At 58.1% G+C, this 21,186-nt stretch carries 24 protein-coding genes and 1 tRNA gene; 17 read left to right on the top strand and 8 right to left on the bottom strand.

All coding sequences use genetic code 11. The features are described from left to right. Nucleotides 1-181: 181 nt before the first annotated feature. Nucleotides 182-880: a head GIN domain-containing protein gene (locus ACN0VM_RS08430; protein ID WP_417450427.1), complete on the bottom strand. Its 699-nt coding sequence runs from the start codon at nucleotides 878-880 to the stop codon at nucleotides 182-184. A gap of 32 nt (nucleotides 881-912) precedes the next feature. After that, nucleotides 913-1,608, bottom strand: coding sequence for a head GIN domain-containing protein (locus ACN0VM_RS08425; RefSeq protein ID WP_417450426.1), 696 nt, complete (start codon nucleotides 1,606-1,608; stop codon nucleotides 913-915). A gap of 184 nt (nucleotides 1,609-1,792) precedes the next feature. Here ACN0VM_RS08425 and ACN0VM_RS08420 point away from each other — a divergent pair, with 184 nt between their 5' ends. Beyond that, entirely contained in the window at nucleotides 1,793-2,161 is a 369-nt protein-coding gene (locus tag ACN0VM_RS08420; RefSeq protein WP_417450425.1) for a DUF2794 domain-containing protein, read from the top strand. Between the two features lie 3 nt (nucleotides 2,162-2,164). Here the strand turns inward: ACN0VM_RS08420 and ACN0VM_RS08415 are convergent, their stop codons facing one another. After that, nucleotides 2,165-3,448: an NRAMP family divalent metal transporter gene (locus ACN0VM_RS08415; protein ID WP_417450424.1), complete on the bottom strand. Its 1,284-nt coding sequence runs from the start codon at nucleotides 3,446-3,448 to the stop codon at nucleotides 2,165-2,167. A gap of 245 nt (nucleotides 3,449-3,693) precedes the next feature. On the opposite strand from ACN0VM_RS08415, the gene ACN0VM_RS08410 reads away from it, so the two are divergent. Beyond that, nucleotides 3,694-4,161, top strand: coding sequence for a glyoxalase superfamily protein (locus ACN0VM_RS08410; RefSeq protein WP_417450423.1), 468 nt, complete (start codon nucleotides 3,694-3,696; stop codon nucleotides 4,159-4,161). Nucleotides 4,162-4,210: 49 nt separating this feature from the next. On the opposite strand, the gene ACN0VM_RS08405 is transcribed toward ACN0VM_RS08410, so the two are convergent. Beyond that, entirely contained in the window at nucleotides 4,211-4,396 is a 186-nt protein-coding gene (locus ACN0VM_RS08405; protein WP_417450422.1) for a CopG family transcriptional regulator, read from the bottom strand. A 187-nt stretch (nucleotides 4,397-4,583) separates the two neighbouring features. Between ACN0VM_RS08405 and dauA the strand changes: the two genes are divergently transcribed. Then, on the top strand, nucleotides 4,584-6,356 hold the full coding sequence (dauA, locus tag ACN0VM_RS08400) for a C4-dicarboxylic acid transporter DauA (protein WP_417450421.1): 1,773 nt from the start codon (nucleotides 4,584-4,586) through the stop codon (nucleotides 6,354-6,356). On the opposite strand, the gene ACN0VM_RS08395 is transcribed toward dauA, so the two are convergent. Both ACN0VM_RS08395 and ACN0VM_RS08390 read right to left on the bottom strand, forming a co-directional pair. Beyond that, on the bottom strand, nucleotides 6,348-7,250 hold the full coding sequence (locus ACN0VM_RS08395; RefSeq protein WP_417450420.1) for a diacylglycerol/lipid kinase family protein: 903 nt from the start codon (nucleotides 7,248-7,250) through the stop codon (nucleotides 6,348-6,350). The two genes, dauA and ACN0VM_RS08395, sit on opposite strands and share 9 nt — an antisense overlap. Nucleotides 7,251-7,370: 120 nt before the next feature. Next, nucleotides 7,371-8,267 carry an ROK family protein gene (locus ACN0VM_RS08390; RefSeq protein ID WP_417450419.1) on the bottom strand — a complete coding sequence of 299 codons (897 nt, stop codon included), beginning with the start codon at nucleotides 8,265-8,267 and terminating at the stop codon, nucleotides 7,371-7,373. Nucleotides 8,268-8,524: 257 nt separating this feature from the next. Here ACN0VM_RS08390 and ACN0VM_RS08385 point away from each other — a divergent pair, with 257 nt between their 5' ends. Together ACN0VM_RS08385 and ACN0VM_RS08380 are read left to right on the top strand one after the other, a co-directional pair. Then, nucleotides 8,525-9,364 carry a universal stress protein gene (locus tag ACN0VM_RS08385; protein WP_417450418.1) on the top strand — a complete coding sequence of 280 codons (840 nt, stop codon included), beginning with the start codon at nucleotides 8,525-8,527 and terminating at the stop codon, nucleotides 9,362-9,364. Between the two features lie 27 nt (nucleotides 9,365-9,391). After that, a complete protein-coding gene (locus tag ACN0VM_RS08380) occupies nucleotides 9,392-9,931 on the top strand; it encodes a methylated-DNA--[protein]-cysteine S-methyltransferase (RefSeq protein ID WP_417450417.1) in 540 nt (179 codons plus the stop codon). 228 nt (nucleotides 9,932-10,159) lie between these two features. On the opposite strand, the gene ACN0VM_RS08375 is transcribed toward ACN0VM_RS08380, so the two are convergent. Then, nucleotides 10,160-11,926, bottom strand: coding sequence for a hypothetical protein (locus ACN0VM_RS08375; protein ID WP_417450416.1), 1,767 nt, complete (start codon nucleotides 11,924-11,926; stop codon nucleotides 10,160-10,162). 154 nt (nucleotides 11,927-12,080) lie between these two features. Here ACN0VM_RS08375 and ACN0VM_RS08370 point away from each other — a divergent pair, with 154 nt between their 5' ends. After that, complete coding sequence (locus ACN0VM_RS08370; RefSeq protein WP_417450415.1) at nucleotides 12,081-13,316, top strand: helix-turn-helix transcriptional regulator; 1,236 nt, start codon at nucleotides 12,081-12,083, stop codon at nucleotides 13,314-13,316. 55 nt (nucleotides 13,317-13,371) lie between these two features. Here ACN0VM_RS08370 and ACN0VM_RS08365 read toward each other — a convergent pair. Next, nucleotides 13,372-13,446, bottom strand: a tRNA-Thr gene (locus ACN0VM_RS08365). Nucleotides 13,447-13,454: 8 nt separating this feature from the next. On the opposite strand from ACN0VM_RS08365, the gene ACN0VM_RS08360 reads away from it, so the two are divergent. The 11 genes from ACN0VM_RS08360 to ACN0VM_RS08310 form a co-directional block, all read left to right on the top strand. After that, nucleotides 13,455-13,781, top strand: coding sequence for a hypothetical protein (locus tag ACN0VM_RS08360; RefSeq protein WP_417450414.1), 327 nt, complete (start codon nucleotides 13,455-13,457; stop codon nucleotides 13,779-13,781). 117 nt (nucleotides 13,782-13,898) lie between these two features. After that, a complete protein-coding gene (gene dcd, locus ACN0VM_RS08355; RefSeq protein WP_417450413.1) occupies nucleotides 13,899-14,453 on the top strand; it encodes a dCTP deaminase in 555 nt (184 codons plus the stop codon). A gap of 126 nt (nucleotides 14,454-14,579) precedes the next feature. Then, the gene (gene murA / locus ACN0VM_RS08350; RefSeq protein ID WP_417450412.1) at nucleotides 14,580-15,860 is read left to right on the top strand and encodes a UDP-N-acetylglucosamine 1-carboxyvinyltransferase; all 1,281 of its coding nucleotides are present in this window, start codon (nucleotides 14,580-14,582) and stop codon (nucleotides 15,858-15,860) included. A gap of 120 nt (nucleotides 15,861-15,980) precedes the next feature. Beyond that, nucleotides 15,981-16,415: a DUF2948 family protein gene (locus ACN0VM_RS08345; RefSeq protein ID WP_417450411.1), complete on the top strand. Its 435-nt coding sequence runs from the start codon at nucleotides 15,981-15,983 to the stop codon at nucleotides 16,413-16,415. 114 nt (nucleotides 16,416-16,529) lie between these two features. Further along, nucleotides 16,530-17,198 (top strand): ATP phosphoribosyltransferase, encoded by a 669-nt coding sequence (gene hisG / locus ACN0VM_RS08340; RefSeq protein WP_417450410.1) that lies wholly within the window; start codon nucleotides 16,530-16,532, stop codon nucleotides 17,196-17,198. Further along, the gene (hisD, locus tag ACN0VM_RS08335; protein WP_417450409.1) at nucleotides 17,182-18,483 is read left to right on the top strand and encodes a histidinol dehydrogenase; all 1,302 of its coding nucleotides are present in this window, start codon (nucleotides 17,182-17,184) and stop codon (nucleotides 18,481-18,483) included. The genes hisG and hisD overlap by 17 nt, the downstream gene beginning before the upstream one ends. 4 nt (nucleotides 18,484-18,487) lie before the next feature. Continuing rightward, nucleotides 18,488-18,985 carry a UPF0262 family protein gene (locus ACN0VM_RS08330; protein WP_417450408.1) on the top strand — a complete coding sequence of 166 codons (498 nt, stop codon included), beginning with the start codon at nucleotides 18,488-18,490 and terminating at the stop codon, nucleotides 18,983-18,985. Beyond that, nucleotides 18,982-19,437, top strand: a complete 456-nt coding sequence (locus ACN0VM_RS08325) for a low molecular weight phosphatase family protein (protein ID WP_417450407.1) — start codon at nucleotides 18,982-18,984, stop codon at nucleotides 19,435-19,437. Before ACN0VM_RS08330 ends, ACN0VM_RS08325 begins: the two co-directional genes overlap by 4 nt. Nucleotides 19,438-19,587: 150 nt before the next feature. Beyond that, on the top strand, nucleotides 19,588-19,806 hold the full coding sequence (gene infA / locus ACN0VM_RS08320) for a translation initiation factor IF-1 (protein WP_020400497.1): 219 nt from the start codon (nucleotides 19,588-19,590) through the stop codon (nucleotides 19,804-19,806). 97 nt (nucleotides 19,807-19,903) lie between these two features. Beyond that, nucleotides 19,904-20,476, top strand: coding sequence for a Maf family protein (locus ACN0VM_RS08315; RefSeq protein WP_417450478.1), 573 nt, complete (start codon nucleotides 19,904-19,906; stop codon nucleotides 20,474-20,476). Further along, the coding region (locus ACN0VM_RS08310; protein ID WP_417450406.1) for a hypothetical protein at nucleotides 20,473-21,186 on the top strand (714 nt) is incomplete at its 3' end. The genes ACN0VM_RS08315 and ACN0VM_RS08310, both read left to right, overlap by 4 nt.

Here is a 21,186-nt window from a genome sequence, read left to right as displayed (position 1 = left end):
CTAGGGGGTTCAGAGCTTCGCATGCAGCCGGGCCAGACGAGGCCAACACTCATACGGTGAGCCTGTATTTTGGCCGTGACGCGGCCCAAATATGGCAATATGGCGGCAGACAAAAAAGCGCTATCCATAAAAAACCCCGGCACGCTACCGAGGTTTTGATGCTTTAATCTGGCGGAACCTGCTAGCGCACGACGATATCGCCGGATCCGCGCACACGCGAGTTGATCTTGGCGGGCTCCCCGCGGACGACAACATCACCGGAGCCGTGCACCCCGACATCCGCGCTGTCGCTTGCAAAAAGTTCAACATCGCCGGATCCCCGAAGGTCAACCTCGGCGGCTTTGCATTTCATGTCGCCAAGCTCAATATCGCCAGAGCCATGCAGTTCGATGGACAAGTCATCACACTCACCGTCCATTTCAATGTCGCCGGAGCCCTGAAGCTCAATATCCAGCTTGCCGAATTTGGCTTTCTTGAAAACTGCATCGCCGGAACCCTGTAGGTCCATGTTGAAATCAACGGCGCTTGCACCGGTAACATACAAGTCACCCGAACCATGCACCCCGGCGCCCACAAGCTCCGGCACTGTGATGACGACGCGCATCACTTTGATACGGCTATAGTGGCCGTTTGCAAGCCCGATCCGCAGCGTATCGCCGCGCACGTCGGTTTCCAGATGCTCGATAATATTACTGTCTGCGATCACCTTGACAGATTGTTTTTTGCCCACAGTAACTTCCACATCCATGGAACCACTGAGCCGCACTTCATTAAAAGACGGGATCTCACGCATTTCTTCCGAGGTGTCTGCCGCCTGTACCGCAAAGCCAAGACCAAGCGCCGTCGCGGCCACAGCGACTGTTGTCTGTAGTATTTTCATCACCCTATCCTCCGTTCAGTGAATTTTCGCTGTTATTTGATGCGGATACTGCCGAGGAAACCATCGCTTTGACGTACACGCTTCGGCTCGCCGTAGACAGTGATAGAGCCGATACCGCTGACGTTGGCGTCCACGCTTTCGCTGGCGAAAACAGTTGCTTCGCCCACACCCTTAACGCTGACCTCGACGTCCTCGCACTCAAGCTCTTCCGTATCCACGTCCCCGGCGCCCTTGATCTCAAGCCGGAGCGATCCGCAGGTACCTTCAGCCTCAAGATCGGCCGCGCCTTTGATGTCGATCGTCAGTTCCTTGCTATCAATATCGTGAAGCTCCGCATCAACAGCGCCAAGAACCTCGAGTTCCTCCAGCATCTTCATCGAGATGGTGACGTTCACGTTGTCGGCATGAAAGGAAATATTGTCGTCGTCGTCATCCTCATCAAGGTCAATCACAAGCGTGTCGCCGCGCACATAGGTTTTGATAACGGCCATGTCGTCTTCATCGGCTTCGATCTCGACCTTCTGGTCTTTGCCAGCGGTCAGGTGAAGCTCAACACCGCCCTTGATCTGAACACGGGTGAACGTTTCCACATCGCGTGTTTGCGTCGTACGGTCACCGTGGTTGCTGTGTGCAAATGTAGGCGCCATGGGGGCAAAAGCCAATGCACCAGCGCTGCCAGCAATAGCCAACGCCACCACACCATGACGGAGTGAATCGATCTTTTTCATGAGATATTCCTCGCTGTTATTATTTATTTGCCGCTTGTTATTATATCGGCTCGTTATAGTCTCACTCATGTAATCACTCGTCAAGGCTATTCAAGAGCTGCTATCTGGCCGCTTGCCATGCAGTGTAAAACCTCGCACAATGTCCGCTGAAAAACGCGCCCGCGTCAGGGCAGCAAGGGAGTGCATGGACGAAGCGTCTTATATTCCAATTGTCGGGAGCGGCACGGTGCGTAGCGGCAACAAGCGGGCGGATACCACCGTCTACTTCAACCGGCTTGAGCTAACCAAAATCCTCAACATATACGGTCGCATGGTCGCCGCTGGCGAATGGCGTGACTATGCTATTGACCATTTGCGCGATGAGGCCATTTTCTCCATCTTTCGACGCGCCAGCGAAATGCCGCTTTACCGCGTCATCAAGGAGCCCGCCCTTGCAAAGCAGCAAGGTATGTGGCGCATCATGGGAATGGACGGCCAGATCCTCAAACGCGGCAAGGATCTGGGCCAGCTTCTCAAATATTTTGACCGCCAGCTTGTACGCGCGGTTGACTGAACCTTAGCGTGCCAGCAGCCACAGATAGGCAAGCGCAAACAACGCCAACGTGGTGATGCTGCCATAGCTCCATAGTCTGATACCGCCTTTTGGCCGCGCCATCTCGGGCACCGTGTCTTGCATCATTACCCGATGATTAAGAAAAGCAAACACAGGCGCGGTGAGAAACGCGATCGAGGTCACAAGATCAATAAATGCACGGAAGCCCTGCATGAAAAAGCCGATCAGCAACATGGCGGCAACACCAAGGCCGATCAGTACATATATATAGGCTCGCCCGGTGCCCGCCTGTGTGTTTGCTTCCGGCACATTCCTGAGCGTGGCCCAACTGACCACCAGCGCGCGCGTAAGGCCGTCCAGCACCGTGATCGCCGTGGTGAACATCACCGTCAGCGCCGCAAAACCGACCACGGGGGCAGACCATGCCCCCAGCGTACCGGAATAGAGCGCGACAAGCTGGGCTGCAAAACCGGGGGCGGTGTCTTCGGGGATCACCCCGCTTGAGTGCATGACCCCTGCCCCCAGCAACATGAAGCAAATGGCCAGTATGGTGGTGCCAACATAGCCAACATTGAAGTCAGCCACCGCATCATGCACCGCTGCCTTGCGGGCGTCATCACCCACTGGCGCCACACTGTCGCCAGTTTGCTTTTTCGCCAATGTCCAGAGGCTGGAAAAAACCGATGCTTCAATGGGTGACGGCATCCAGCCCGCCAGCGCCACAACAAACAGGAAGGCGGTGAGGTCAAAGGCCGGAGCTGTATCAGGATAAAAGGACCAGTCCACACTGGGTAACGCCAACACCGTCGCAGTGAGTGTTGCAACCGTCAGCAGTCCCATAAACACGCGGTTCACTCGTTCCAGCACCCGGTAACGGCCAAGCCCCAAAAATAGAGTGCAGCCCAGCAACACAACAGCGATCGTCGGCATCAGGGGCAGGCTGACGCCCAGCACCGCTTTCAGCATGCCTGCGGTCACCAGCGATATCGCCGCCACGGCAAACCCATGCGCAAACTCAAACACCGCCATCAGGAACAAGAGCGGTACCAGCCCTACCCGGCGGTAGCCCGCGATCAAGGTCTCGCCCGTTGCCGCGGCATATTGCGCCCCGAAACGGAAGGCCGGGTATTTCGCGATATTGGCCATGAGGATAACCCCGGCAAGGCCAAGGCCAAACACCGCGCCCGCACGTGTCGACTGCACCAGATGCGACGTACCGATTGCCATGCCCGCGAACAACAGGCCGGGTCCAAGCTGGCGCAGCCAGCCTTTTGATGATGTCTGCAAAATGTCCTCCCCCTTGCACTGAGGCGGCAGACTATCACTGCGATTTCACGGCGCCAAGCAGACATATGTATCTTGACGCATCGCGCGACCCGTGAGAAAAGGCGCGCAAGGCAGAGGCCGCCTGCCGCCCGCGCATATGCATGGTGAAGGCCTCGGAACATTTTGTTCGCCCAAAGCCCATGAGCGGCACCGGGCGGCAACGCGGGCCCCGCTTGACGATTGTGCCGTTCGCGGAAAGGCGAACCATGAGTGATATACTCAAACATACCAAGGGCCGTGCCAAACGGCTCCGATCCTATTTGGCATCACAAAACATACCCATCACCCACGCCCAAAGTCTGGAAGCCGTAGCAAAAGAAGATGGCATGCGGGACTGGAACACATTGTCGGCCACACTTGTGGCCGCAGATGTCCCGGCCCGGCCACACAGCGAGGAAAAAAACACGGCACACCGGCTTGCATTTCACGTCGGCGACCGCGTTGGCGGCATATACCGCGGCAGTGATTTCAAGGGCACCATTCTGGGGCTGGAGAAAACCGACGGCGGCCCGGTATGGCGCATCAAGATCCAGTTTGACGCCCCGGTGGATATTGGACCCAAGTCAGCTCTCAACCTCACCCGCCTGCGCGTGAGGTTGATGATCAATGCGGACGGCGTCTCGGTGAACCTCAAGGGTACACCGGACGGCCAGATGCAAATGTCGTTGCTTTAAAACCAATAAGGCTGGACGGTGCAATACCGTCCAGTTCCTTGCGCCGGTGTCAAGCGTTGTTGCTGCCTGATCCCAGCTGGGTTTCATAGGTCACGCCGTGACTGCCAAGATAGTCCCTGATAAGCTGACGGACCACTTGCGAGGGTGTCTGGTCCTGCGCGGCACACAATTTTTCAAACGCCTGTTTTTTGTGAGGGTCAATCAACAAGGTCAGGCGCGCGGTCTTCTTTTCCATTCGCTGTCTCCATGACATTAACATTTGATGGTAATGTAGTGATCGCATGCACGCAACGCCTCATTGCTCATATCTCCCATCTGCCACCTTGCTAGATATGATAATCATATGTTAATACTGTTAACATATCAGAAACAAAAAAAGCTACCCGGCCACGTGGTAGCGCCAAGCTTTAAAGGCAAACACCATGGCACGTCGCCGCTCTGCCCCGTACTATCCGCCCAGCATTGCCACGGGCCTGCGCGCCGCCCTGAGAGAGGGGTATGGCCTCGCCGATTTGCGCAAGGATATTCTGGCAGGGCTGACCATTGGCACCGTCGCGGTGCCGCTGTCGATGGCGCTGGCGATCGCCACCGGTGTACCGCCCCAGCACGGCCTATATACCGCCATCGTCGCCGGGGCGATTATCGCCCTCACCGGCGGTAGCCGGTTCAGCGTATCCGGCCCCACAGCGGCCTTCGTTGTCATCCTGTTTCCTATCGTCAAACAATATGGCCTTGGCGGCCTGCTGATCGCGTCCATGATGGCGGGGCTTATCCTTGTGGCCCTCGGGCTCAGTCGTATGGGGCGATTGATCGAATTTGTACCCTATCCCGTCGTACTTGGTTTCACTGCTGGGATCGCGGTTGTTATCGCCGTGTTGCAGGTGCCCGACTTTTTAGGCCTTCAGGTTGACCAGCTTGGCGAACATTTCACCGACAATGTGGGGGAAATCATTAGCGCGCTGCCCACACTCAACCTTTGGGAGCTGAGTATCGGCGCTTTCACCCTGTGTGTGATGCTGCTGTGGCCAAAACTCAAGCTGCCCGTGCCTGCACCGCTTGTCGGGCTGATACTGGGCGCGCTTGCAGCCTATGCCGCCAACCACTGGGCGGGCGGGCCAGACGCCGCTGCCACAGTGGAAACCATCGCCTCCCGCTTCACCTGGCAGGCAGACGGCATCAGCGGCAGCGGCATCCCGCCAATCGCTCCTTCCTTCGCTGCACCCTGGCACTTGCCAGGGCCAGACGGCCAACCGCTCGTACTGGACTTTGCGTTGATACAGGCGCTTCTGGGGCCCGCCTTTGCCATCGCCATGCTGGGCGCGATCGAGTCGCTGCTGTGCGCCGTGGTGTCTGACGGCTTGACCAAAACAAAACACGACCCCAACGCGGAGCTGATCGGTCAGGGCTTCGGCAATATCATCGCGCCTTTTTTTGGCGGCATCACAGCAACCGCAGCCCTCGCCCGCACCGCCACCAATATCCGCAGCGGCGCGCGCTCACCGATCGCCGCAGTCGTGCATTCCGCCGTAGTGTTACTGACCATCATTGCACTTGCCGGCTTGCTTGGCCTTGTGCCCATGGCTGCGCTCGCCGCACTCCTGTTCATCATCGCCTGGAACATGAGCGAAGCCCGGCATTTCGTCCAGATGGTGCGTTCTGCCCCGGTCGGGGATGTGGTCATCCTTGTCATCTGCTTCGGCCTTACCGTCATCTTCGACATGGTGTTGGCTGTGGCGGTCGGCATGGGGCTGGCCGGCGCACTGTTTATCCGCCGTATGGCGCTTGTGACCCAGACCAACCGTGTTGATGCAGACCGCCACCCAACCGTGAAGGGCCTGCCACCTGAAGTCGCCGTCTATGACATCAATGGCCCACTGTTTTTCGGCGTCGCGGAAAAAGCGCTGACATCCCTGCACCGTGTCGACCCCGGTGTCAGGATCATCATTCTCGACATGACCGATGTGCCCACCATCGACGCCACCGCCATCATCGCGCTTCAGGTCCTGTTGACCGATATGCGGAAAGCAGGCACCGGGCTGGTTCTGGTTGGCTTGCCCGCCCGCATCATTCTGAAATTACGCCGGGCCGGGTTCCGCAAAACCGCAGGCACGCTGTCCTACTGCCATGACCTTGCGGGCGCCAAGGCCATTGTGCAGCGGTGGTTGACACCACAGGATCAACAGCAACTAGACTAACGCCCGAAAGGCAATAGCTTTCTTTCGCGGTGCTATCGTCACCTGACCATAGCCAATAAAATCTCCATCCAGCTGGATAGGCGAGTCGCTGTCGCCAAGGCTCATGCTACCACTGTCTAAAATGCGAATACCGGCACGTCGGTCGAGCCGCCCGAACAACAGCGCAATCTGGTCCGCCATGCGTGCCAGCGCGCCTGTCTCGCCCATCAGCAGGCAGGCGAGCCCTGGCTGGTTGACCTTTGTCTGCCGCGTCAGGAGAAAGGGGCCCGCATAGCGCTGTATGTTTGCAACAATGGCCCAGCCGCCATGGCCCGAACCACCGCCTTCCACTGCCCAGTTTATCCGGCTTACCTTGCGTTCCTCAACCAGCGCCTTAAGCGTGGCAGGTACAAACGCCAATCGCCCGACCCTTGCCTTCAGCATCGGGGAGACATGTGCCAGTACACGGGCGTCAAACCCGGCACCCAGCCAGCATAGTCCCAGATGGTTTTCACCTTGGAATGCAACATCAAACGGATAGAGGTCCATGATGGAGCGTGACAGCAACACATCAGAGACATGTCGGGCACTGATCCGGCCATGCGGCATATAGCCCAGTTCGCGCGCCAGAACATTGGCGGTGCCTGCCGGAATAATTCCCAGCGAAATATCATAACCAAACGCGCCTTCTGCCACTTCGCGGATAGTGCCGTCACCGCCCGCCGCAATAATCACATCCGTTTTGCCTGCGCTTACCAATTCTCGTGTGATGTCGCTGGCGTGTGCCGGACCTTCAGTGGGAATGATGCTGACCTCTTGGCCACCACGCAAAAGTCGCTCAGCCACCGCGCCGATAAATGGCCCCTTACCCCCGCCCGAGATCGGGTTTTTGATGATGACAACACGTTCGCCCATAGGCCGGATGGCTCCCTGAATTTATCGCTAGAGAAAAAGCCATATCGCCCGCATTTGCAACAGGCGCCGTCAAATTTCGCAAGCTTTAGCCAGAGCGAGGCCTCAACAATGATCCGCGTGCTAGCGACCACCCGTGGGTTTGTTTTGCTGCGCCAGCAAAAAGGCACCTACAAGGCCGGAGATTTTTCCCAGTGCCGCTTCGGCGATATAGCTTTCCATGCCGCCCCGGCGCGCCGCCACCGGCACATAACCCGCGATCAGCTTTTCGGCTTCGCGCCGCACACGCCCGATCAGACTTTTTTGTGCCATCACCCCGCCGCCCATGACGATGCGTTCAGGCGCATAAGCCAAGGTGATGGTACGGCAAAGCTGCGCCAGATAATACGCCTCCGCCTGCCAGGCCAGATGATCAGGCGGCAGGATGGACGCGGGCATGGCACCCCGCATGGCGATCGCCGGGCCTGAGGCCAGACCCTCGACACAGTCGTTATGGTAGGGGCATTGGCTCTCGAACTTTTCGTCACCCGGCCAACGCGGTACAGGCATGTGCCCAAGCTCGGGGTGCAAGGTGCCGTGCAGCAACTGCCCACCGCTCAGCACACCCACGCCAATGCCGGTGCCCACGGTGATATAGGCCGCGTCCTTTGCTCCGCGCGCCGCGCCAACCTTTGCTTCCGCCAGCATGGCGGCGTTCACATCAGTATCAAGCGCCACCCGCACCCCCACCTGATGACCAAAAAAATGGGCGAAGTTGGTCCCGGTCCAGCCGGGCTTGGGGGTGTTCAGCAGCGTGCCATATGTGGCGCTGCGGGTCAGGTCGATGGGGCCGAAGCTCGCGATACCCAGCCCGGTGATGACACCAAAACGCACCTGCGCATCCTGAAAGAACCGCGCGCAGGCAGAGAGTGTTTCGTCGGGCGTGCTGGTAGGGATTGTCTTTTGCGCCCAGATATCGTCATGTGCGCCGCCCACCGCACAGACAAATTTGGTCCCGCCAGCCTCTATCGCGCCCAGCATATCAGCGCCGGACCAAGTATATACAGTGGTAAAAAGACTGGAGCATCAGCATCCCCCTCATGCGCACGCGCCGTGCTGCACACGTGGCCACTATAAGCCATAAACGCTATATTTCAATCGCTTAGGCGGGGTCCCCTCGCACGCCGAACATGCGGCAAAATAGCCAGACGGCATGACATACAACCCGGGCGACAGCGATGATACAATGTCCTATGATACAGGGAATGTTATGCAATACAGTGGCTGGAGGCAAAACCATGAATATCCTGATCATCTGGGGCACAGACACCAAGACTACAGACCTTTTCGGTAAACTGGCCGGCATCGCCATCCCGGCGGAGGCCAATGTCACGATTGTGGCTTTTGTCAATGACGTGTCGCGCGCGGCATGGGGCGACATCAGCGCACCGGCGCTGGTGGCCGACATCGACGCAGCGGCAAAGGCCACACTCCCCGAAGGCACCTCGTGCAAAACCGAAATGGTGGCAGAAGATGACATGACACCCTGGGTACTGGACGCCGTGGCCACACGCGGGTTTGACCTTGTCATCAAAACCGGGCGCCGGTCGGAAGGCCTGTTGCACACACCGTCTGACTGGAAGCTGATGCGCGCACTGTCGGTACCTTTTTACATCGCCTCGCCCACCAAACTGAAAAGCAAACCGCTGATCCTCGCCGCGATTGACACCGATGGCAGTGACAGCAAACATGCAATGACGCTGAAGGTGCTTGAGACCGCTGCCCGCATCGCCAAAAACCGCAGCTATGAGCTTGAGGTAGTTTATGTCATCCCGGTCAATCGTGCGCTCAAGGAGATTGACGCCGTGGACCCTGAAACCGTGCTTTATAACAAAGGCCCGGCAGCGCAGGAAGCGCTCGACGCCCTACTTGCTGGCGCGGGCATCACACCTGCGGCCAGCCATGTACTTGCCGGACCGCCGGGCAACGTAATCGCCCGTCTCGCGCGTAAACGCAAGGCCGACCTTGTGGTAATGGGCAGCAACGGGCGCAGCGGGCTGAGTGCTGTCCTGCTTGGCAACACAGCGGAAAAAGCCGTGCACGAGATCAAGACCGATGTAATGGTGGTCAAGACCTGAAATCAGCGCCGCTACGAGAGTAAAAGAATGAAAACCCGCCTGTTTAAACGGTTCCCTGAAGGAGCCTGTGTGCGCCGCATGGAAAGTCCGGTTGGACCCCTTCATTTGATCGCGGGGCAGCATGCCCTGCACGCCGTTTTATGGCCGTGCGACCTGAAAAAACCGGTGACAAACGCCGCTGTGGGGGCACTGCCGCAGGCCGGGTGTCATGAGCTTCTGGATGAAGTGATGCGGCAATTGGACGGTTATTTTAACCAGAAACGCAAAAGCTTTGACCTGCCACTTACCATGGCGGGCACCCCGTTTCAGCAGGCGGTGTGGCAAGCGCTACAGCATATCCCATATGGCGAAACCATAAGTTATGAGGCGATCGCCGTCACACTGGGTGGGCGCAACAAGGTGCGCGCAGTCGGCACCGCGAACGGCATGAACCCTGTCTCCATCATCATACCTTGCCACCGCGTGGTCGGCAAAGACGGCTCGCTCACCGGTTTTGGTGGCGGACTTGCAGCCAAGCAGCAGCTTCTGGCGCTTGAAGGGGCGACCGCGCAGCTGCCACTTCTGTGACCGGCAGCAGGAAGACTGATCAGCACACCTGAACAACATCGGCGTTGGCCAGAACACTACACGACTGTCGTGACGGGTGCGATTGCCGCGCAATATTTAGGCGATCCGGCACAAATGCAATGGATGCCCGCGGTCCACTTGCTGGATTGGCCCATACTTCCAGCCAAGTGAGAAGGGAAATGGCGCTGTCAAGCGAACCTGCGCAGCACCATTTTCCCTGTTTCAACCTCAGGAGTAAGAATTGATTCCCGCGAACTGCAAACTATAGTGTTCATCCGCATAGAAGATGTAATCGCCGCATGGCGAGGGCGAGCCAGAAACCAGAATGTCAATAAACGGGTAGACATAGGGCTCCCGAGGGCCGGGGAAACGATCGCCACAATAGAGATGTGCGATGAAAGGATCACTGCCGCGGTAATAGACATAACGCCAGTTATCTGCCAGCACAACAGGCATTGGGCTGCTCAGCGTTTCGAATGTGCCGGAACACTGGGCATCCGGGCCTTGCCATGAAAAATCCGGGTTGCTCTGCACTTGCCAGATGTCGGTGTTTGAGCCACTGCCCCGATAAAGAATCGTCAGCCCGCTATTGTTGTCATTGTCGGTATTGATACAAACGCCCGGCGTTGTTGCTGTCGTAGCAGTGCCGTTCATAACGGCTTCTTGTACCCCCCACCCCGTACCGTCAGTAGTGGAACAGTTGAAAATCTGGCCGCTGACGCCTTGCATATATACACAGAAAAGCGTGTCATTAACTTCACAGAAAGCAGCCGCGCAGCCCGCGTCATCAACCGTTCCCAATTTATAGGCTGGCGCCCACGAGGTACCATCGGTTGAGAATGTCAGGTAGATTTCGCCGCGAAACTTGGGTGGGTTGCCCTCGATAATGCTGGACTGGTCCCCGGTCAGGATCGCACAGAATAGCGTGTCTTGGAACACCATCAATGCAGGCGCCCCCACGGGGTCATGCAAGGTCTGGGTTTTATCGACGAAAGACAGCGTATGGGTGGTCTGCCACGGGGATATTGCCTTAAACGCCTCAGCTGCCTGGCTCTGCGTTATCTGCTTGTTTGCCAGCTCGGTGTTCAGTTTTTCCGCAGCGGCCTGATAGCTGTTCAGTTGCTCGCCCGTCGTCTTGTAAACAAGAACAGCATGATAGCCCTTCAGGCATTGGGCCACATAATAGTCTCCACCGTATTGAGTGGCCGCCGGCGTATGCAACTGGATCGGGCTTTCGAGGCTCCCGATCGCAGATTCCACGTCGTTAAAACTGCAGAGATTCTCAATATCCTCATACAATTTATCGATATCTTCGACCGTGGTTGTCAGTTTTTCCACGAACTCCGCCACCGCGGCAATGAAGTCAGTGGCAAGCCAGGCAATGATCTGCACCAGCGCGAGGACCGACTCCTTGATATAATCCCACACGCTCCAGTCTGCTGCCAGCGCGTGAAAAATGTCCTGAAACATGCCAAACTCGAACGCTTTTTTCAGCACCTTGAAAAAGGCCTTTGCCTGCTCCCACAGATCTCCGCCTTTCATGATGGTTTTCAGTTCTTTCTCCAGCAAACTACCGGCATTGTTCATATGTTTTTCAGCGATGGCCTCGCGGTCCAGTTCTGCCCCGGCTTCCACCAGAAAAAACATATCAATGATCACCGACACGGAATCGATGGTGACAAAGATCCAGTCTTCAACTTTTTGAGCATCGTTGCTCACAGTGCAGCTTTTCAACTGACCGGACACGCCTGAATTGCTCGACTTACTGACGGTGCTCAAAGCGTCATTAAGGCTTGCGCCGGGGGTCGTGTTATTTAACAGATGGTGCAGCACGACATCTCTGACCGTGCATGTGCTATCGCTGGTTGCCAGCCCTGCCGGTATGGCTTCCTTCGGTGCTGGTGAATTCATCTGTGAATGGGCGTCCTGCCCGTGAAAATTTATCAGCAGGTCCAAAGCCTGCGGAATGTCAAATGTCATCGTAGCTGTCGTCACGACAGTCCCCCCTTCGTTCTATAAGTCACATGCATCCATGGTTGTGTTGTTGCCATGTATCGCTTACAGGCGACACCGGCATACAGTTAAGGCTTCTGCCTCGCCTTACGTCCCTACTCACAGGCGAGGGGATGCCGACGGCAGGTTCAGCTACGTGAGTTCCCTTACCGACCTGCCGGGCCTTCGTCGCCGCCCCGGTCACCCAACCACAGCTAAAATTGCAATTTCCGGCTGGGTAGCTACAATTTGTAACATCGGCTCAAGCGAGCTGCTTGACGCAGCGTATCAATTGTTTGACCCGGCGTATCTTTTTAGGGTTTTGCGATGTCGGAGTGAATATATGACCTCTTTCGAGCATGCAGATGCTGCGGCTTCAAGCATACCGACCTTGCTGGAGGCACGCACCTTCACAACCGTCGCGCCAGCGGTCGAAGTTAGCCGTTTTGACAGCACGGATTTCCCTGTTCGGGACCAATACTCGATGTGGCGTACTGCGGTAGCTGCCTCTTTTGGCACCATTGAGCGCCCGGCCCCCCACGAGGCACCGTTCCCCGCTTTCGTGAAAAACTATCTGACGACCAAGGCCGGATACGCTCACCACCACATCGGCTGCGCGGCCAGCGTGCGCCGCGATGAAAAAGCCATCGCCCATGGCAATTTCGACGGTATCGGGCTCCAGTACCGGCTAGCCGGAGTAGAGGTTGAAAACAGTTTCCGCCATGGCACAGTGTTTTCGCCTGGGCAAATCCGGGTTCATGATCTCTCCAAACCGTTTTCATCCGGCAACCACGGATATGAAAATATTGCACTGATTGTCGGCCGAAATCATCTTGCTGACCGTGTGCCGGGGCTCGCCCACATGAACGGCCTGGTGTTGCCGACAGAGGGCGCGATGGCGATGCTGCTGCGGGATCACATGAGATCGTCGATGAAGGTGCTCACACGGGCAAGCAAACTGGAGGCGGAAAGGCTATCGGACGTAACGCTTGAGGTCGTGGTCGCGGCCCTCCTCAGTACCGACCACCCGGATATTCTTGCATCGGAAACCATGTCGGGGGCCCTGATGTGGGCGATCCAGGCCTGCATTGGGCGCAACCTGCACCGTGCCGGCCTTTCCCCCGATTTCATTGCCCGCTCGGTTGGCGTCTCGCGCGCCAAACTCTATCGCGCCTGCAAACCTCAGGGTACGCCAATGGAACTGGTTCAAGTGCGCCGCCTGAGCCGGGCGGCAGAGATCATCAAAGCCGACCCGGACAAACGGATCACCGATGTCGCCGCCATGGTGGGCTATGACAACCTTGAGACATTCAGCCGGGCCTTCAAACGCACGTATGGCTACTCGGCACAGGATTTCAAAAGAGCTTTCGGCAAGCCGCCGCGCCCCTGCTGAGCATGGCTGCGCATCTGGCTGTCAGGCGCTTGGGCCGAAATGGTAGTGAGGAAAATGGTGCTGCTGGGGAGATTCGAACTCCCGGCCTCTCCCTTACCAAGGGAGTGCTCTACCCCTGAGCTACAGCAGCGTCACCATGTGGGTGCTGGCGATGGTGCGCCGCACGCCGGGGCTATTGCCACAGGCGCGCAAGTGATGCAAGCCAAAACAGCAATAATTTTGCCGCCCGCGCACCACCCACGCGCGGAAGCTTATCATTTATCGCTTGAAAAAGCGCCGGCTTTTGCGGCATCTATTCATCCCATGAGCAAAGACGCTGACAAAACAACCGATATCAAGCAGGATCCCGGCAAGCTGCACGACGCTGGGAAGCAGGCCCGGCTGGCAGAAGCGCTGCGCGCCAACCTGCGCAAGCGCAAGGAACAGATGCGCGACCGCAAATCAGACCCCTCGCGCGGCAAGTAACCCTACACCCCCAATATCTTGTAGATTGGTGCTTGTCCGCCCCCAAGGATTGGCTTACTAATGCGGGAAAGTCCGCCACCGGACAGCTTGATACGTCTACTGAGGGGAGCACCAACCATGTCCATCATGTCTGATAAATGGATTCGCACAATGTCGCAGGAACACGGCATGATCGAACCGTTTGTGGATGGCCAGGTAAGGAAAGACAATATCTCCTACGGGCTGTCTTCCTATGGTTATGACGCGCGCGTGGCACCCGAGTTCAAGATTTTCACCAATGTCGATTCGGTCATTGTCGACCCCAAGGATTTTTCGCCAAAAAGCTTTGTCGACCGTGACACAGATGTGTGCATCATCCCGCCCAACAGCTTCGCGCTTGCCCGCACGGTGGAATATTTCCGCATCCCGAAGGATGTGCTGGTGATCTGCCTCGGCAAATCCACCTATGCGCGCTGCGGCATTATCGTGAACGTGACACCCTTGGAGCCCGGCTGGGAAGGCCATGTGACGCTGGAGTTTTCAAACACAACGCCGCTGCCGGCCAAGATATACGCCAACGAGGGCGCGTGCCAGTTCCTGTTCCTGCAGGGCAATGAGCCATGCGAGACAGCCTATTCTGACCGGCAGGGCAAATATCAGGGGCAGCGCGGCGTGACATTGCCGAAGCTTTAGCGCCGAAACTTGAGGGCGGAGGCTATAGCCGCGAACCCCTAAAAAGCTGCTGCGCCTGCCGCCTTACTGCCTTTTTCTTCCGCCATGGTGCGGGCATCGTTTATTTCTATTCCAAAGGTCCCATTCATGGAAAAACTTGTCATCACCGGCGGCACTGCGCTTCACGGCACCATCCCTATCTCGGGCGCAAAAAATGCCGCCCTGCCGCTGATGTGCACCTGCCTGCTGACGGAAGACAAGGTCACGCTTGAGAACCTGCCGCGACTGGCGGACATCACCACGCTCACTGACCTTTTGAACCACTTGGGCGTCACGGTCACTATTGAGGGTGGCAAGGGCGGCATGCTGGCGGGCCGCAGCCTCACCTTTGACGGTCACACCATCAATGACACCGTGGCACCCTATGACATTGTGCGTAAAATGCGCGCGTCCATCCTTGTGCTGGGGCCACTTGTGGCACGCATGGGCGAAGCGACGGTAAGCCTGCCCGGCGGCTGCGCCATCGGCAACCGGCCGATTGACCTGCACCTGAAGGCGCTTGAGGCACTGGGCGCAACAATCGAGATGGAACAGGGGTATGTGCGCGCCACCGCCCCTGGTGGCCTCAAGGGCGGACGTGTGCGCTTCCCGTTTGTATCTGTTGGTGCGACAGAAAACATCCTCATGGCGGCAGCGCTTGCCAAGGGTACCACCACAATCGAGAACGCCGCACGCGAACCCGAAATTGTCGACCTTGCCAAATGCCTCAACGCCATGGGCGCGCGCATCACAGGCGCCGGGCATGAGACCATCACGGTCGAGGGTGTCGAGAAACTGCACGGCTGCACCCACGCGGTGATGCCGGACCGGATCGAGGCTGGCTCCTACGCGGTGGCCGCGCTGATGACCCGCGGGGACCTGCTGCTTGAAGGTGCGAAAGCCGAAGACATGCAGGCAACCCTGGACACGCTGACCGAGGCGGGCGGCATCGTCACTGTGGAAGACGTCGGTGTGCGCGTGAAGGCCAACGGCCATGTGCAGGGCTTTAATGCCGTCACCCAGCCTTTCCCCGGTTTCGCGACCGACATGCAGGCGCAGTTCATGGCGCTGGCGTGTGTGGCCGACGGCGCCAGTGTGATCACCGAAGCCATTTTTGAAAACCGTTTCATGCACGTATCCGAGCTTACACGCCTTGGTGCCAATATCACCGTCAAGGGCTCCACCGCCACGGTGCGCGGCACAAAGCTGCTGAGGGGTGCGCCCGTGATGGCAACAGACCTGCGCGCCAGCATGGGGCTTGCGCTGGCGGGGCTCGTGGCATCGGGCGAAACCACCGTTAACCGGCTGTACCATCTGGACCGCGGCTATGAGCGGCTGGAGGAAAAACTGCGCAGCGTGGGTGCCAAAATCGAGCGGGTGGCAGACTAAGGCATAACCCCCCGTTTCGTGCGGCGTCAGAATTTCTGCCTGCTCACCGGTGTTTAAGCACTTGAAGCGGACGCCTCGCCCCCGTACATTGCCCCCGAACATGAACATTGGGCTTTTTAAATGAGCGATACACTGAAACTGCTGGCGCACAGCGCAGAAGACCTAACCGTGATGTCCAGCCTCATGCAGGATGCGACCGTGCGCGTGGGTGATATCGACTATATGGCCACAAGCCACAGGCTCGCCTTTGTCGCCAATCGCTTCCGCTGGGAGAAAAAACGCAGGTTTTTCCGTCCAAAAGGCGAACGCGTCCGTACAGGGCTGCACCTGAACAGCGTCATCAAGGTGCAGGCGCAAGGCATCGACATGAACGCCGCGGACGACGTGCTGGAACTTCTGAGCATGGAAGCACACACAAAGGATGAGGCAATCGATATCCTGCTGAACTTCGCCGGTGGTGCCACGCTCAAGCTGACGGCTGAATGTGTTGACGCCGTGATGGCCGACCTCACCGAAGGCTGGGAGGCGCTTACGCGCCCGCATCATACCGATTAGGCCACACGCGCGAGGCATCAGCGTGAGGGTTACATCATTGTCGGCAAACAAAACCGACATATAAACAGCCTATGGAATACTTCCCCTATCAAGCCAAACAACCGGACCAAAATCATGGAACTCAGCGACAAACTGGTACTCGCCCTCCCGAAAGGCCGCATCCTCGGTGAAGTCATGCCTCTTGTGCATGCGGCGGGCATCCATCCGGAACCGGCGTTTGATGACCCCAAGTCCCGCGCGCTGCAGTTCGACACCAATATCAAGAACCTGTCGATCATCAGGGTACGTGCCTTTGATGCTGCGACGTTTGCGGCCTTTGGCGCGGCGCACCTCGCGGTTGTCGGCAATGACGTGCTGCAGGAATTTGGCTATAGCGACCTCTATTCCCCGCTGGACCTTGAGATAGGCCACTGCCGCCTGTCGCTGGCGATGCCGGAAGATGAAGCAACCGAAGACCCGCGCGAATGGTCCCACATCCGGGTGGCAACCAAATACCCGAACCTTACGCGGCGCTATTACGCCGAACGCGGGGTGCAAGCGGAATGCATCAAGCTCAATGGCGCGATGGAACTGGCGCCACAGCTTGGCCTGTCGCGCCGCATTGTTGACCTTGTGTCAACCGGCGGCACCTTGAAGGCCAACAAGCTGAAGGAAGTGGAGGTGCTGACCCACATCACCTCGCGCCTTGTGGTGCATCGCCCTGCCTTCAAGACCCGCCCGCGCGAGGTCAGCTATTGGATCGAACGTTTCAGGGAGGCGGTGCAAAATGGTTCTGCGTCTTAAATCCAGTGCCGCAGATTTTGCGGCCGAGTTTGAAAAACTGCTGCACTGCAAACGTGAAACCACCACCGACGTGCGCGACGTGGTCGAGGGTATCATCGCAGACATCAAGGCGCGCGGTGACGATGCGCTTTATGACCTGACGGCAAAGTTTGACCGTTTCGACGCCCGCACCCGCGGCCTGAAAATCAGCGCGGCGGAAGTTGACGCGGCCTGCGAACAGGTAGACACGGAAACCATGGCTGCGCTGGAAGTGGCTGCCGCGCGCATTCGCGCCTTCCACGAAAAACAAATCCCCGATGACCTTGACTATACCGACGACGTGGGCGTGCGCCTTGGCCAGAACTGGCAGGCGGTCGAAGCCGCCGGGCTTTATGTGCCGGGCGGCACGGCCAGCTACCCCTCAAGCGTGCTGATGAACGCTATCCCCGCAAGTGTGGCAGGCGTTGACCGGGTGGTCATGGTGGTGCCCACACCCGATAATGTCTTAAACCCGCTGGTGCTGGCAGCGGCGAAACTGGCAGGCGTGACAGAGATTTACCGCATCGGCGGGGCGCAGGCGGTGGCGGCGCTGGCGTTCGGCACTGAGACAATCGCCCCCGTCGACAAGATCGTCGGCCCCGGCAACGCCTTTGTCGCCGAAGCCAAGCGGCAGGTGTTCGGCAAGGTTGGCATCGACAGTATCGCCGGGCCGAGTGAAATTCTGGTCGTGGCCGACAACAAAAACGACCCGCGCTGGATCGCGGCTGACCTTCTGTCACAGGCCGAACACGACACGTCGGCCCAAAGCATCCTGATCACCGATGACGCCCGCTATGGCGAGATGGTCGCACAGGCCGTTGAAGACCACCTTGCCACCCTGCCGCGCGCCGACATCGCACTGGAGAGCTGGAACACATATGGGGCCATCAGCACGGTGGATGCACTGGCGGATGCCATCCCGCTGACTAACCGCCTCGCGCCTGAACACCTTGAGCTTGCCACCGATGATGCCGACGCCATGCGGCTCAAGGTTCGTAATGCGGGTGCGGTTTTCATTGGTCGCTACACACCGGAAGCCATTGGCGATTATGTTGCCGGGCCAAACCATGTGCTGCCCACGGCGCGCACGGCACGGTTTTCGTCAGGCCTCAGCGTCTATGATTTCATGAAACGCACCACATTTGTGGGCTGTTCAGCCGAGAGCCTGGCCGCGATTGGCCCGTCTGCGGTACGGCTGGCGGAGGAAGAAGGGCTTGATGCACATGCACTTTCTGTTGCCATTCGACTGAAAGACCTTCAACAATAGCACTATGGCCAAACACAAACTTGTAGATGTGACGCTCGATCAATCCACCATCACGCGCTGGAGCGCGGATGTGGAGCATGAGCGCCGCATTGCAATTTTTGATCTGCTGGAGGAAAACAGCTTCAAGCTGCTGAAATCTGCCGATGAACGCTACGAAGGCCCTTACAAGCTGCATCTCGCCATTGCTGAAGGCAGGCTGGTGTTTGAGGTAAAAAGTACCGGGGAGGAAACCCTTATGAGCTTCCGCCTCGCCGTCACCCCGTTTCGCCGCATCATCCGCGAATATTTCGCCATTTGTGACAGCTACTATGAAGCCATCAAGTCATCGAGCCCCAGCCAGATTGAAGCGATCGACATGGGACGGCGCGGCCTGCACAACCAGGGCAGCGAGCTGTTGATGGAACGGCTTGACGGCAAGATCAAGGTAGATATGCAAACGGCGCGGCGGCTTTTCACCCTTGTTTGTGTGCTGCATCTCAAGGACGGGCGAGGACCGAGATGAGCAAAGCGTCTTCCGAAGACCAACCGGCAAAAGCGCCGGTTAAAAGTGTGCTGTTTGTCTGCAACCAGAATGCAGTGAGAAGCCCGATGGCCGAGGCACTGGCAAAACGCCTGAGCAAACGGCGTATATTTGTCGAATCTGCCGGGCTGATCGCAGGGGCACTGGACCCCTTTACCGTCGCCGTCATGGCGGAGGAAAAAATCGACCTGTCATCCCACAAGGCGCTGACGGTCGCCGACGTGGACCTCACCGCTTTTGATGTGGTGATTGCGCTGACAGACGAATCACATGCGCACCTAGCGCGACAGAAACTTAAAAGCACCGAGTCGCTCGAGCATTGGTCGATTCCGGACCCGGCAGACAATGAAGGCAACCGCAGCCAGATCATGGACAGCTACCGCCTTGTGCGCGACCATCTGGAGTGCCGCATCGCAGACCGCTTCCCGTTTTAAGGGTGATGTGCGTGCCTGTTTGAGCACAGCACCGTGACTTAATTCGTGCATTTTGCACAAATATCGGGAGTTTTCAGCCAAAATTGTTGCATTTGTGCTGTAAGCGCTTCATGTATGTGCGCGAATTGAAAGCCATGACAAGGAGACACAATGGCTAAAGAAGAAGTTTTGGAAATGCGCGGCACGGTAACAGAACTGTTGCCCAACGCCATGTTCCGTGTTGAGCTGGAAAACGGCCACGAAATTCTCGGCCACACAGCAGGCAAGATGCGCAAGAACCGTATTCGTGTTCTCGCGGGCGACGAAGTGCTCGTCGAGCTGACACCATACGATCTGACCAAAGGTCGCATCACCTACCGCTTCAAATAAGGCGCAGGGTGGCTTGATGGCTGCTGGACCTTCCACGCACGCACCGGACAAAGTTTCCAACAAGCCCGGCCCCGCGCCCCTACCCCACAAGGCTGACATGCTTGTACTTGCGTCTGCATCCCCCAGGCGGCGGGACCTTTTGGCGCAGATCGGCATCACGCCCGATGCCATCACTCCTGCCGACCTTGACGAAACGCCGCTTGAGCGTGAACAGCCCAAAGCCTATGCCGAACGGCTGGCGCGGGAAAAAGCAGCGGCCATTGCCCCCGCGCACGCCGGTGCGGTTGTCCTCGCGGCCGATACCGTGGTGGCCTGCGGACGGCGTATCCTGCCCAAGGCGGAAGATGAAGCCACGGCCCGCGATTGCCTCGCGCTTTTGTCCGGAAGGCGGCATACGGTAACCTCGGGCATTTCGCTTGTGCGCGCTGACGGCGCACAGCTAACCAAATCCGTCACCACCACGGTAGGATTCAAGGTACTGTCGCCGGGGGAAATAAACGCCTATATCGCAAGTGGTGAGTGGCACGGTAAGGCGGGTGGCTATGCCATTCAGGGCCTTGCTGCCATGTATGTCCGCTTCATTCAGGGTTCCTACAGTAATGTTGTCGGCCTGCCACTTTTTGAAGTTGGCGGCTGGCTGAACGCCCACCTTAAGGCACGCACATCATGAGTTTTGACACCATCATCGAACCCGGCATTGGCCAGTGGCGCAGCGCAAGCCTTGACGAAGACGGCCTGCCGCTCACGATCGCTTTCCATGACGACGTGGCCTTAAGCCCTGCAGACGCCGTGTTTTACGCCCGCGTGACCCGTGTGGACAACACGCTGGACATGGCGTTCCTTGACCTTGGCGACGGTCGCAATGGCTCAATGAACCTGCGCCGCGCAAAGCTTCTGGTCAAGGGCCGCGCCGACCGCGTGGGCGACTGTGTGACCGAAGGACAGATGCTGCCGGTGCAAGTGGTAGCCGAACCGCCAGTGGGCGAAGGCAAAGCCTTTGTTGTCACCCCGCGCCCGCGCCTGATGGGCCGCTATGTGGTGGTGGAGAACGGCGGCGCGCGGCTCAATTTCTCCAAGGACATTGCCACCAAAACAGTCAAGACGCTTGAACCTTTATTGCAGCCCATGGCGACAGACGGTGCGATCATCGTGCGCTCCCGCGCGGATACCGTGCCCGTTGAAGCTGTAGCGGCCGAGGCCAAACGCTTTACCGACGCGCTCCGTACCACCCCCGGCAAGCCCGGCCTGATGTTCGCCTTCTCCCCCATGGAACAGGCGATGGTCGCGGTAGAAGGCGCGGAAGGCCCGGTGATGGTTGAAGGTGGGGGGGCGCTCGCCAGCGTGCGCGCTGCCGTCAAGCAACACTGGCCGGACCTTGAC

The organism is Kordiimonas sp., assembly GCF_048260245.1.
In the GTDB taxonomy this organism is placed as follows: Bacteria; Pseudomonadota; Alphaproteobacteria; order Sphingomonadales; family Kordiimonadaceae; genus Kordiimonas.
Note: the sequence above shows the minus strand (reverse complement) of the source record. Positions and strands in the feature narration are given on the sequence as shown.